The 13,119-nt window shown below is 35.5% G+C and carries 13 protein-coding genes; 5 read left to right on the top strand and 8 right to left on the bottom strand.

Annotated elements, in window-relative coordinates:
- Positions 1-137 precede the first annotated feature (137 nt).
- Positions 138-872: a metallophosphoesterase family protein gene (locus ACWA1F_RS03915; RefSeq protein ID WP_456891749.1), complete on the top strand. Its 735-nt coding sequence runs from the start codon at positions 138-140 to the stop codon at positions 870-872.
- 52 nt (positions 873-924) lie between these two features.
- The gene (locus tag ACWA1F_RS03910) at positions 925-1,455 is read left to right on the top strand and encodes a DUF6646 family protein (RefSeq protein ID WP_306153819.1); all 531 of its coding nucleotides are present in this window, start codon (positions 925-927) and stop codon (positions 1,453-1,455) included.
- 100 nt (positions 1,456-1,555) lie between these two features.
- Here ACWA1F_RS03910 and ACWA1F_RS03905 read toward each other — a convergent pair whose 3' ends face one another.
- The 6 genes from ACWA1F_RS03905 to ACWA1F_RS03880 all read right to left on the bottom strand — a co-directional run bounded on the left by ACWA1F_RS03905 (position 1,556) and on the right by ACWA1F_RS03880 (position 8,085).
- The gene (locus ACWA1F_RS03905) at positions 1,556-1,996 is read right to left on the bottom strand and encodes a hypothetical protein (protein WP_456891747.1); all 441 of its coding nucleotides are present in this window, start codon (positions 1,994-1,996) and stop codon (positions 1,556-1,558) included.
- 151 nt (positions 1,997-2,147) lie between these two features.
- Positions 2,148-2,801 (bottom strand): 3-oxoacid CoA-transferase subunit B, encoded by a 654-nt coding sequence (locus ACWA1F_RS03900; RefSeq protein WP_456891745.1) that lies wholly within the window; start codon positions 2,799-2,801, stop codon positions 2,148-2,150.
- Between the two features lie 97 nt (positions 2,802-2,898).
- Positions 2,899-3,600, bottom strand: a complete 702-nt coding sequence (locus ACWA1F_RS03895) for a CoA transferase subunit A (RefSeq protein WP_456891743.1) — start codon at positions 3,598-3,600, stop codon at positions 2,899-2,901.
- Between the two features lie 307 nt (positions 3,601-3,907).
- Positions 3,908-6,214 carry a penicillin-binding protein 1A gene (locus ACWA1F_RS03890; RefSeq protein ID WP_456891741.1) on the bottom strand — a complete coding sequence of 769 codons (2,307 nt, stop codon included), beginning with the start codon at positions 6,212-6,214 and terminating at the stop codon, positions 3,908-3,910.
- Positions 6,215-6,224: 10 nt separating this feature from the next.
- Positions 6,225-6,704 carry a gliding motility lipoprotein GldH gene (locus tag ACWA1F_RS03885; RefSeq protein WP_125718313.1) on the bottom strand — a complete coding sequence of 160 codons (480 nt, stop codon included), beginning with the start codon at positions 6,702-6,704 and terminating at the stop codon, positions 6,225-6,227.
- Positions 6,688-8,085 (bottom strand): PSP1 domain-containing protein, encoded by a 1,398-nt coding sequence (locus ACWA1F_RS03880; RefSeq protein WP_456891738.1) that lies wholly within the window; start codon positions 8,083-8,085, stop codon positions 6,688-6,690. Before ACWA1F_RS03880 ends, ACWA1F_RS03885 begins: the two co-directional genes overlap by 17 nt.
- Before the next feature lie 352 nt (positions 8,086-8,437).
- Between ACWA1F_RS03880 and ACWA1F_RS03875 the strand changes: the two genes are divergently transcribed.
- Genes ACWA1F_RS03875 through ACWA1F_RS03865 form a run of 3 tightly spaced genes read left to right on the top strand, consistent with a single transcriptional unit; the run spans position 8,438 to position 11,546 of the window.
- Complete coding sequence (locus ACWA1F_RS03875) at positions 8,438-9,619, top strand: ankyrin repeat domain-containing protein (RefSeq protein ID WP_456891736.1); 1,182 nt, start codon at positions 8,438-8,440, stop codon at positions 9,617-9,619.
- A gap of 28 nt (positions 9,620-9,647) precedes the next feature.
- Positions 9,648-10,985 (top strand): ankyrin repeat domain-containing protein, encoded by a 1,338-nt coding sequence (locus ACWA1F_RS03870; protein ID WP_456891734.1) that lies wholly within the window; start codon positions 9,648-9,650, stop codon positions 10,983-10,985.
- A gap of 18 nt (positions 10,986-11,003) precedes the next feature.
- Positions 11,004-11,546: a hypothetical protein gene (locus ACWA1F_RS03865; protein ID WP_456891732.1), complete on the top strand. Its 543-nt coding sequence runs from the start codon at positions 11,004-11,006 to the stop codon at positions 11,544-11,546.
- Between the two features lie 71 nt (positions 11,547-11,617).
- Here ACWA1F_RS03865 and ACWA1F_RS03860 read toward each other — a convergent pair whose 3' ends face one another.
- Together ACWA1F_RS03860 and ACWA1F_RS03855 are read right to left on the bottom strand one after the other, a co-directional pair.
- Positions 11,618-11,848, bottom strand: a complete 231-nt coding sequence (locus tag ACWA1F_RS03860) for a ferredoxin (RefSeq protein WP_039118414.1) — start codon at positions 11,846-11,848, stop codon at positions 11,618-11,620.
- Positions 11,848-13,089 (bottom strand): peptidase U32 family protein, encoded by a 1,242-nt coding sequence (locus ACWA1F_RS03855; RefSeq protein ID WP_456891822.1) that lies wholly within the window; start codon positions 13,087-13,089, stop codon positions 11,848-11,850. Before ACWA1F_RS03855 ends, ACWA1F_RS03860 begins: the two co-directional genes overlap by 1 nt.
- Positions 13,090-13,119 lie beyond the last annotated feature (30 nt).

The following is a 13,119-nucleotide window of genomic DNA, read 5'->3' as shown; positions in this document are numbered from 1 at the left end:
GCAAATTTACAGAGTAAAAACAATAAAAAAGCGCTGTAAACAGTTATAAATCATATCAATTTTTAAAGAATATGAATTCGATGAGTTCAAACCAATTATTCTTTTTATTTTTGTTCTTCTACTCGAAAAATTAAATAATGCGAACATTTGTTATAGGTGACATACACGGCGGATTACTTGCACTTGAGCAAGTTTTAACCAGAGCCAAAGTTACTACTGAAGATACTCTAATTTTTTTGGGCGATTATGTTGACGGCTGGAGTCAGTCTGTTGAAGTAATTGACTATTTGATTGATTTAAAAAGCAAACAAAACTGCATCTGCATAAGAGGAAACCACGACCAGCTTGCTTTGGACTGGCTAGAAGAAAGAAACGATGATTTTGATGAAGAAATGTGGTACAAACATGGCGGAAAAGCCACTGTTGAAGGCTACGCCAAAATTTCTGAACAAAAGAAAAGAGCTCATATCGAATTTCTGGAAAATCTTCAGGATTATTATCTTGACGATCAAAACCGTTTGTTTGTTCATGCTGGTTTTACCAATTTGAATGGTGTAAAATGGGAATATTTTTCAAAGTTATTTTATTGGGATAGAACACTTTGGGAAACGGCTCTATCATTAGACCCAAAATTAAAGGAAGACGACTTACACTATCCTAAAAGATTTACCGTTTATAAGGAAGTTTATATTGGCCACACTCCAGTTACTCGAATCGGCGAAACGGTTCCTGTAAATAGAGCTTGTGTATGGAATGTAGATACGGGTGCCGCATTTAGAGGTCCGCTTACGATTTTAGACGTCGACACCAAGGAATACTGGCAAAGTGAGCCTTTAAACGAATTATATTTTAACGAAAAAGGTAGGAATTAATTTATTTAAATGAGTTACTTTTGCCATTCAAAATAATTAATATTAAATTTTTATGAAAAAGGTTTTTACACTCCTGTTTTTGGTATCATTCGGATTTATTAATGCGCAAAGTGCGTTTACAGGAAAAGGTGACATGAGAGTAAACGTAGGTGCAAATTTACAAGATGGAGGATCTGGAATTCAGGGTTCTATTGATTTTGGTTTAGGAGAAAATTTCTCTTTCGGATTTGTCGCAAATTATTTATTAGGAGTTGATAATTTTACCGGTTTTTACCACGGAAGCAATGTTGCTTATAATGATGCTGATCCAGATTTTGGAGATCGTTTTGATGCAAAAGCAAGAATCAATGCTAACTTATCTAGCGTAATTGGTGTTCAGCAATTAGACATTTACCCTGGATTAAGCTTAGGTTTACACAACTTTGGCGGTCACGTTGGTGGTCGTTATTTCTTTACTGACGGATTCGGTGTTTTCACAGAAATCGGATTTCCAATTGCAAAATACGGTTCAAACAATGATCCGTTCTATCATTTAAATAATCAGGCTACTTTCAGTTTAGGAGCTTCGTTTAATCTACAATAATATTTAGCTGCTAAGGCTCTAAGACCCTAAGCTTCTAAGTTCAAATAGAAAAAAACCGCCTAATTTTGGGCGGTTTTTTATTTTTTATATCATGCTAAATTTATGCTCTAGCAAATTTTCTTTTTAATGCTACCACAAACTCTTTAATTGTAACTCCGTTATATTCGTGTGAATCATCTTCTAATAATTCTGAAATATCTTTTTCTCTGTACGGCACAAACAAGGATAAATACCAACTACTGGTACTTGTAATTGCACTTCCATTTAAAAATGATGCTAAAAGAAAAAAGAAAGTCAAAAGCCTTATAAAAACAAAAAACTTTCGATAACCTCGGCTTAAACCATATTTTTTGTTTTCTCTAATTGCCTTATTAGTAAAATAAAAGAGCAGAATTATAAGAACTATCACAATAACATTGTCAAAATATCGCAGACTTTGTCGGTCAATTAGAAACATAAATAGCGTGATAATTGTCGAAACAATCAAATTTGCGACAAACAAGTAACTTCCCCACTTAATGTCTATTTCAAACTTTTCCAAATGATGCCTTTTTTTAAATTCGAACAAATGTAAATAAAAGATTACTTATAATTCATCCTCAAAAAACAAAAAACCGCCTTTTCGGCGGTTTTTGTTTTTATACACAATCCAAAACTTTGTTCCTTTGAGCCTTTGCAACTTTGTCCCTTTTTTAAATAATCATCTCAGGAATTTCACCTTCAATAATCAAATCGGCTTCGGTTGAGGCGATGATGTGCTCGACTGAGACACCTGGCGCTCGTTCTAAGAGCCTAAAACCTTTTTCTGTTACTTCGAGAACCGCGAGCTCTGTTACAACCTTTTTAACGCATCCTACGCCCGTAAGCGGCAAAGTGCATCTTTTTAAGATTTTTGATTCTCCTGCTTTGTTTACGTGCATCATGGCAACGATTATATTTTCGGCGGAAGCCACCAAATCCATTGCGCCTCCCATTCCTTTTACCATTTTTCCCGGAATCTTCCAGTTGGCAATGTCTCCATTTTCAGAAACTTCCATTGCCCCCAAAATCGTTAAATCTACTTTCTGGCTTCGTATCATTCCGAAACTGAAAGCCGAATCAAAGAAACTTGCTCCAGGAAGCGTTGTAATGGTTTGTTTTCCAGCGTTAATAATATCAGCATCTTCTTCTCCAGCAAATGGAAAAGGCCCCATTCCGAGAACGCCATTTTCACTTTGAAATTCAACCGCGATATCTTCACGCACATAATTCGCAACCAAAGTCGGAATCCCGATTCCTAAGTTTACGAAATATCGGTCTTTAACCTCTTTTGCAATTCGTTTTGCTATATCTTCTTTTGTCAACATATTTTTCTAAATGAGTTAATTTGGAAATTAGATAATTAGATAATGCTACTTTTGCGAAATCCAAATTAATTATCTAATTATCACATTTTCTAATTATCTAATTCCTCTGACGTACTGTACGTTGTTCTATACGTTTCTCAAATTTTTCTCCTTGAAAGATACGCTGAACCATAATTCCCGGAATATGAATTTGATTTGGATCCAATGTTCCGACAGGAACTAATTCTTCAACCTCTGCGATTGTGATTTTTCCAGCTCCCGCCATGCAGACATTGAAGTTTCTAGCAGTTCCTTTGAAGATTAGATTTCCAGCTTCATCACCTTTCCAAGCTTTTACGATTGCAAAATCAGCTTTGAAGGCTTCTTCCATGATGTGCATTTTTCCGTTGAATTCGCGTGCTTCTTTTCCTTCCGCAACTTCAGTTCCGTAACCTGCTGGCGTAAAGAAAGCCGGAATTCCAGCTTGAGCCGCACGACAGCGCTCTGCTAAAGTTCCCTGAGGCGTTAATTCAACTTCCAATTCCCCAGAAAGCATCTGACGCTCAAATTCGGCATTTTCTCCCACATAAGAAGAAATCATTTTCTTAATCTGCTTTTTTTGCAACAATAATCCCAAACCAAAATCATCTACACCTGCATTGTTAGAAATACAAGTTAAATCTGAAATTGATGTGTTTACCAAAGCCGCAATGGTGTTTTCAGGAATACCGCATAATCCGAAACCTCCAAACATGACGGTCATACCGCTTTCAATTCCGATGATGGCTTCCTGAACGTTATTTACTTTTTTTGTTATCATAACAAACTATCTTTATTGCTGAATATTTTTGATAAAAATAAGATTTTTAGATGAAATTATAACGATTTCGTAAAATAATATATTCATCAAATGTTAAGTAACCGCAGAGTACGCTAAGATTTTTAATATGTAAGTTTCTATAAAAACGCAAAGTTCGCAAAGCTTTGTGTTATTGTTCTTTGTGTAAATCTTTGCGCTCTTTTTTGATAAAATCTATTTCTAAACAAAAAAGTCCGCAAAGTTTAAATTAAACTTTGCGGACTTTGCATATATCTTAGCGCTCTTTGCGGTAAAATTTTATCGAGACTTACAACTCGAACTCGTCTGTATTTTGTTCGGTTTGTGTAGTATCTTTTACCACAGCTGGCCTTTGATAGCAATCTACTTTAATAGAAAGATTTGCCGGACGCTCAAATTCTGCTTTAGAAACCTGAAGATCTTTATCTGCATAACACAATTTCATGAAATAACCCCAAACTGGAAGTGCTGCAGTTGCTCCTTGACCGTAAGTCAAACTTTTGAAACGAGCCGAACGGTCTTCACATCCAACCCAAACTCCAGTTACTAAATTCGGAACCATTCCCATAAACCAACCATCAGACTGATTTTGTGTTGTTCCTGTTTTACCAGCAATCGGATTTCTAAACATGTATGGATACCCTGTCCAACGGTTATCTCCGCTACCACCGCCTTCGGTACGTAAACGTGATCCAGAACCACTTTCTGTTACCCCTTGAAGCAATTTGATTACCGCAAAGGCAATATCTTTATTTAAAACGTCATGAGATTCCGGAATTGGCTCATAGATAACTTCTCCACTTTTGTTCTCAATTCGGCTTAAAAACTGTGGTTTTACATAAACTCCTTGATTGGCAAATGTGCTATACGCCGCAACCATGTCTTCAACTGTAATATCTACCGCTCCTAAAGCAATAGAAGGCTGAACTGGAATTTCTGTTTTTACTCCTAATTTCTTAGTCAATTCAACAACAGCTTCTGGACCTGTTCTGTCAATCAATTTAGCCGAAACGGTATTGATCGAACCAGCCAAAGCTTGTTTTAAAGTTACCATTCCGCGGTAAGTATGGTTGGAGTTTCTTGGTTCCCAGTCTTCTGTAACGTGATGGCGTCCTTTATGAATCATAAAAGGTCCGTCTAGAATAGAATCGCAAGGAGACATGTTTAATTCTTCAATCGCAGTTGCGTAAACGAAAGGTTTAAAAGTAGAACCTACTTGTCTAGCTCCTTGACCTACGTGGTCGTATTGGAAGTATTTGTAATTGATTCCTCCAACCCAAGCTTTAATTGCTCCGGTCTGAGGCTCCATTGCCATTAAACCAGATTGTAAAAAGTGTTTGTAATAACGAATAGAATCTAAAGGTGTCATTACCGTATCTCGTTCTCCTTTCCAAGTAAAGACGCGCATTTTTGTTTTTACTTTGAATGAAGCAATGATATCATCTTCGCTTTTATCCATTTCTTTCATCTGAGCCCAACGAACTGAATTTTTCATCGCTTGCATCATGATGCGGTCTGTTTCTTGCTGTGTAATATTTACGAAAGGCGCATTTTTATTGGTTTTCATTTCAATAAAAAACTGTTCCTGCAAATTTTTCATGTGTGCAGCAACTGCTTCTTCAGCATAACCCTGCATTCTTGAATCGATTGTAGTGTAGATCTTTAGACCATCTTTATAAATATCGTAATCAGAACCATCTGGTTTTTTGTTATCTGCTACCCATTTTTTCATGTAATCACGAAGATATTCTCTAAAATAAGTTGCCATACCTTCACGGTGGCTTTCCAGCTTAAACTTCAACGTAATCGGTAATTTCTGAAGTCTTTCTTTTTCAGCTTCAGAAATCATTTTTGCTTTTGCCATTTGAGACAAAACCACATTACGGCGATTTTTTACTCCTTCTGGATTTCTTACTGGATTGTATAACCCTGAGTTTTTAAACATTCCAACCAAAATAGCCGATTCGTCAACTGTCAAATCTTTTGGTTCTTTAGAAAAATACGTTTGTGCCGCAGAACTTACCCCAACAGAATAATTTCCGAAATCATAAACGTTGCAGTACATTGCTAAGATTTCATTTTTGGTATATTGCCTTTCCAAACGAATAGCAATAATCCATTCTTTTATTTTCTGTACAATCCTGAAAGGAAGGAATTTAGACCCTTCGCCATGAAACAATTGTTTAGCTAATTGCTGTGTCAATGTACTTGCTCCACCATTTGTTCCAAGACTAAAAACAGCTCTTAAAGTTCCGCGTCCGTCAATTCCTGAATGTTCGTAAAAACGTGCATCCTCAGTTGCAACAAGCGCCTCAACTAAATTTTTAGGCAAATCAGAATATTTAAGCTGTGATCTGTTGGTTTTAAAATACTTACCAATTACAACTCCATCAGAAGAGATAATTTCTGTAGCAAGATTTGAGTCTGGATTTTCTAAATCTTCAAATGAAGGCATAGAACCAAAAAGTCCCCATGAAGCAAATAAAAAGAAAGCCAAAATTCCTACTAGAAAATAGGCAAATATTCTCCAGAATTTCTTTTTGTAATAATTAATATCCTTAACGCTATTGGATTGATTGTTTTTTTTAGCAGCCATAATTATTTATCTAATCTTTTTGTTCTATTCTAAAACCTACGTCTGTAATTCCTTGTAAAGCTTCAACACCTGGAATTTTACCCGACTGTCTCACAGCCTGTTTGATGTGAACTTTGTACTTTCCTGTAAACTTTACATCTTCTTTGTAATAAAGCTTGCTTTCTTTTATATCAGAAAAACCGTTTCCTAGCAATGTCCCGTCTGGCTCTGCCATTTGGTATTCTAATGTATCTACTTTTGTAAATCCGCTTGGCGTTTCAATAGCAACAATCAAAAACAAATTATTAAACGGATAATTGTCGTTGTCTCGTATGTTTACAAAAAGATTGTATTTTTTCGTAGAATCTAAAACCGGCAGATCGAAGCTTATAATACTGTCTTTGTGCCAAGCACTTCCAACAGATTTATACTCATCAAATACTCTTTTTTTATCGCAAGAAAAAAGAAGTATTGCTGCCAAAAGAAGAATTCCGCTATTTTTTATTCTCATTTTTAGTATTCGTTATTGGTTTTCTAGGTTCAGCAGGTTTATTTTCATTTGAATTTTGCTTATTCGGATTGTTTTTATTCGAATTAGGCTTTTTCTTATGATTTGGCTTATTTGGATTGTTCGGCTTATTTGGATTGCCATTATTCGCATTACCATTGTTCGGATTGTTATTATTTCCTGCTGGTTTAACGCTGTTTACATTCTTATCCTGCTGCGGTTTTACTGGAGTTGCAACACCAGCCGCCTCTGCATTTGGCTTACGCTTGCGATTTGGTTTTTTCTTTCTTTTTGGCTGGTCAAAACGAGTTAAACTTTCTTGACCCATTGCATTATTGAAGTCTTTTTCTGGTTCTGCAACTACCTCAACAGCAAAATCTTCTAAAGAAGAAACTTTATTTTTCTGCTTATTTTCGGCAATAATTTCTTTAACCTGATCGATTTTTAAAACATGCCAGTTAGCGAAGTTATTCGTGTAAGCAAACCACATTAATCCTTTAAAAATATCCTGTTTCTGACAAACTGCATCGCCTTTTTCGGTGATCAGTTTGGTATCATAATCTGGAAAATCTTTTAAAGCGTCCATGTAAGTGTCTAACTCATAGTTCAGACAGCATTTTAATTTTCCGCATTGTCCCGCTAATTTCTGCGGATTCAATGATAACTGTTGATAACGTGCCGCAGAAGTATTAACGCTTCTAAAATCGGTTAGCCAAGTCGAACAGCAAAGTTCACGTCCGCAAGAACCAACCCCACCCAAACGAGCCGCTTCCTGACGGAAACCCACTTGTTTCATTTCAACTCTGGTGCTGAATTCTTTAGCAAAATCCTTAATCAGCATTCTAAAATCGACACGATCATTTGCTGTGTAGTAAAAAGTTGCTTTAGATCCGTCACCTTGAAATTCGATATCCGAAATTTTCATTTCCAATTTATGCTGAATCGCCAATTCACGCGCACGAACTTTCATTGGTTCCTCACGATCACGGGCCACAGACCAGATATCGATATCTTTTTGAGATGCTTTTCTGTAAATTTTTGGAACGTCATTACTTTCGTAATTCACCCCTTTTTTCTTCATTTGAATCTTTACTAACTCTCCAGTAAGAGTCACAATTCCAATATCATGTCCTGGTGATGCAACAGTTGCTACAATATCACCAATACTTAAATTTAATTTTTCTGAATTTCTAAAAAATTCCTTACGTCCGTTCTTAAAACGAACCTCAACACAATCAAAAATCGCCTCTCCATTAGACGGACTCATGTTAGAAAGCCAGTCAAAAACCGTCAATTTATTGCAGCTATCGGTGCCGCAAGTCCCATTATTTTTACAACCTTTTGGTGCGCCACCATCTGAGGTTGAACAACTTGTACATGCCATAATTATATATGTAGTGCTGCCAGAATGCAGCTTAAGTTCATAAACGTTCGATCGGTAAAGATAGTATTTTTTTTATTTTGCTTTTTATCGATTAAAACTAATGGTTTGTTAAATAAAATTTGAAACGCTTTACAAATCAAATCCTTCAAAAAACTTAAGTTTATTCTCACTAATCAATAAAATTTTCTCAAAATTCGGTTTTCTGACTGTTTTAAATCGCTACTGGTCTTTTTAACTTTTTATCCTAAAATATATTTCCGATTTTTATGTTTTATCTTACAGCACCCTTTGCGAAGCCAATGGATTCAGCCAAACAATAATCAAAAATTATCTTATTTTAAATATATTTCAAATGCAAACACAAAACCAGATTGAAAGTTTCCTTTTTCAGGGAAAATTTGACGAGGCCAGAGAATGCCTAAATAACGGAGAAAAATTTAATGAACAATATCTGAAAAACAATTTTTCTCAAATAGCAGCAAAAATTATTGAAGCCAAAGAAGTTGATTTCATAGAAAAACTGATAAAAGCTGGCTTTATCGAAACGGATATTTATGAACTCGACAGTTTTGACCAATCGATTTTTAAACCGCTGACTTTGTATTTGAAAGATGATGAAGAATCCATTGCTTTCTTCAAAGAATTGATGTCGAAGATGGATAATATCAATGACGAAATTAGCGATAAAACTTTAATAGGCTATTTTCTTGAAAAAGGTATTTCGCCAAAAACAGTTAAAGTTTTAGTTGATGATTTTGGGGCTAACACACAGTATAAGAACAATGCAGGGGAAAATTTTATTTATACTATTTTGAATACTTACGGCTTAGATGTCGAAAAAGTAAAAGAATATATTACCATTTTGATTGATAACGGAGTTGACATCAACGAGAAAAACATTGTCGGAACTACTCCGTTAATATGTGCGGTTAAGAGAAATCGAAAAGACATTTTGCCATTTTTATTAGAAAATGGAGCAGACCCGAATGAAACCGACAATCAGGAAAACAATGCTTTTTATTACGCTGCGGCGGAACAATTCTCTATTCCGATGTACGAACTTTTAGCAGAATCATCGTCAGCCAATTTCAATAGTATCAATAAAAATGGAAAAACTTTGCTTACAGAGTTCATCCGAATGATGTCTGATTCTGAATATGATCTGAATTCGTTGCAAAGATTGTTATCGGATGGAGCCGATTTAAATCACTGCGCTGAATATTATGGAAATCCGAAATCGGGATTTGATTTTATTGTCGAAAAGAAATCAGGCATTTTAAAGTCAGTTTTGGACAGCGAATCCGTTGATGTTAACGAACAAGACAATCATGGAAATACTATTTTGCATAAAGTCTGCGAGTACAATATCAATTATGATGCTGAAATGGCAAAGGAAACCTACCGAAAAGTAAAATTGCTTCTTGAAAATGGCGCTGATAAAGAAATCACCAACGATAAAGACGAAACGGCTTTAATGCTTGCCTCTAAAGATAATCTGAAAATCAAAACAGTCGAGCTTTTGATGAAACAATAAATAATCATTAAAAAATACAAACATGTCAATGTCATTTATAGTTGCCTGTGAAAACGGCAACAGAAAAATAGCCGAATTACTGCTTCAAAATAAAGAAGTTGATGTAAAATATACCGATGAAAAAGGAAGAACCGCACTTCACTACGCAGCACACAGAGGATATTTAGATATCGTTAAAATATTAACCGAAGATGGAGCCGATATCAATTATGAAGATCATCAAGGTGAAACGCCTTTGTACTTTGCCTGTCTTCAAAAACAGAAACAAACGGCGTTGTATCTTTTAGAAAATGGTGCAGAAATTACTAAAAACGATAAATACGGAAATAGTCTGTTGCATTTGGTCGTTCAAACGGCTCAAATCGAAATTGCAACAAAGTTGCTTGAAGCCGGAATCGATGTTAATTTACTGAATAACAATGGAGAAACTCCTTTAATATTAGCTTCGGCAAAACTAAACAGAGAAATTATTCAGTTGCTTTTAGATAAAGGAGCCGATATTAATGTGACCGATAAACAAGGAAATACGCCTTTATTGTATGCTTGTTATACTAAATCGATCCCGATGGTGACCTTACTTTTGGATAATGGCGCCGATGTAAATCACGTAAATCATGCTGGTGAAAATGCACTTTTGATTGCTTGTTACGAAACCAACCGAATGCTGGCTAAATTATTGGTCGAAAGAGGTGCCAATGTATTTACTTCAAACAATAATGGATATTCTCCAATTTGGTACGCTTGCGCGAATAACCAAAAGGAGATTGTGGCTTTGTTTTTAGAAAATGGAGTTGACGTTAATTACAGTAAACCTGTAGCGGGTGATACTTCGTCGATGAATGATTATTTGGACTGGATTGTCAGCGCTTCTAGCCTTAGCAACGAATCCAGTTTTACGCTAAACAGTACGTATAACTACGGCGGAGAAAGTCTTTTGCATGTAGCAACAAAAAAAGGAAATTTAAGTATGGTAAAATTACTTATTGAAGCCGGAGCAAATATTAATATTCAAGATGAATCTGGAAACACGCCTTTGCATTACAGCGCAGCCAACGGAAGAAAAGATGTCGTAAAATATTTATTGGACAACAAAGCCGATGCTTCTATCGTAAACGTAAAAGAGCAGAAAGCAATTGATTATTCGAATGTAAAAGGTTTCAATGAGATTACCGAATTGATTCTAAAATATGCTCCTTCGGGCACAGTTGTAACACCAATTCAGAAAAGTGAACCTCAGCCAACAGATTCAGGAAATTCTATGGAAGCAAAAAAGAAAGCGTTATTGGATTTAAAAGAACTTCTGGATGCTGGCATTTTGACTTTGGAAGAATTTGATATGGAGAAAAGTAAAATCTTAAAAGGATAAATAATAATAAATTTAAAAATGAAAAAAATCTTAAATACCACAACTCTATTTTTACTATTAATCACCGCAAGTTTGATTGCTACTTCTTGCAACAACCTTTCACCAGAAAAGACTTTTGAAATAGCAGCTTTAAATTCAAATTTGCTATCGCGTTTTGGAAGTAAAGAAATCAATGAAAAACTGCAATCAGAAGCACAGGTTTATGATGAAACTCAAAAAAAGATGGTTCCTTCTTCTTATCAGGATGCTTTCAAATATGATATCTCCAATTTAGAAACACGTTTTCAAACTATTAAAGATATACCAGAAGATGACGACAACAAAGAACTTCTTCAAGCATCTAAAGACTTGTTTTCTTATGCGATTGCAAAACAAAAAGAAGGCTACTTACCTATTGCTAAATTGAAAGACGAAAAAGCTTCTCCTGAACAAATACAAAAAGCAATTGCCGATTTTGATGCTTCAACTCAAAGCGAAATAGATGCAAAGTTCACCAAATTGATGACTGTGGCACAGGCTTATGTAGATAAGCATAATATCAATGCTAAAATTGGAATTTAAAGAATTAGCTGTTCTTGAAAAATCAAAAACCCTATTTTGCTACCATACAAAATAGGGTTTTTCTTTTATTTCTAAGTTTCCTTAACTGTAATAATTTTAACTGGACAAGCTTTCGCCGCCAACTCACAGCTTTCTACAATCGCATGATTTGGCGATTTTAAAGTAAAAAAGCCTTTTGCATTCTGAGAATGAAGCAAAACCGACTTTCCATCTTTTTTTGACATTTGGAAATGTACAGGATCCATTTCAACGCAATAATTACAGCCAATGCATTTGTCTCTTTGTAAAGTGATGATAACCATTATGCGTCAACAATTTTATATAATTTGTCCGACATTCTGATTCTGAAAGGAAGTTTTAAACTGCAATCGTCTCCTTTTGTTGCTTTTTCTCCTGCAATATCATTTACAAACATTTCGTTGATAATCATTTCTTGAGCACCTGTACTTGGACCTGTTACCAAAATTTTATCTCCAATTTTAATATCATAAGCTTCAATTTTGAATTGCCCAACCTCAGCTTTTGGAAAATAATGCATTCCTTTCCCCACATAAACTTTTTTCTGAGTCGCTGCCGATCCTGGAATATCGCTCCACTCACCTAGTTCTTGCCCTAGATAATATCCGGACCAGAAACCACGATTGTAAACGGTATTTAGCGCTTCCATCCAAACTGCGGTTTTTTCTTTGGTGAAAGTGCCTTCATAATAGGCGTCAATTGCTTCTCGATAGGTTTTAATAACGGTTGCCACATACTCTGGCGCACGGCCGCGTCCTTCGATTTTTAAAACCTGAATTCCGGAATCAATCACTTGATCTAAGAAATCAATTGTACATAAATCTTTAGGTGACATCATATATTCATTATCCAATTCTATTTCAAAACCTGTTTCCTGATCGATAACGGTATATTTTTTTCGGCAATTTTGTTTGCAGGCACCGCGATTGGCCGAGGAATTATGCGAATGAAGACTCAAATAACATTTCCCTGAAACGGCCATGCATAAAGCGCCATGGCCAAAAATTTCAATTTCGACTAAATTCCCGTTCGGACCTTTGATCTGCTCTTTTTCAATCTGTTCCGTAATTTTCTTTACTTGGCGTAAACTTAATTCACGGCTTAAAACCATGGTATCAGCAAACAAACTGTAGAATTTAATCGTTTCGATATTAGTTACATTCAGCTGTGTAGAAATATGCACTTCCATTGCAATAGACCTCGCCATCGCAATTACAGCCTGGTCAGAAGCGATTACAGCAGTAATATTGGCTTCTTTGGCCTTATTCAAAAGTGTTTTTACTACCGATAAATCATGATCGTAAATAATTGTGTTCAAAGTCAAATAGCTTCGAACATTTTTTGCTTCACAGCGATTCGCAATTTCTTTTAAATCTTCAATTGTAAAATTCACCGTCGAACGCGCACGCATGTTAAGCTGTTCAACTCCAAAATATACAGAATCACAGCCATTGTCAAGTGCTGCTTGCAGTGAGTCAAAGCTTCCTGCTGGAGCCATGAGTTCGATTTTGTTTGTTGTTGTCATTTTGATTTGTATTGTGTACCCAAGGTTGAA

Source organism: Flavobacterium erigeronis, from assembly GCF_054075165.1.
This window is presented reverse-complemented; position numbering and strand designations above follow the sequence as displayed.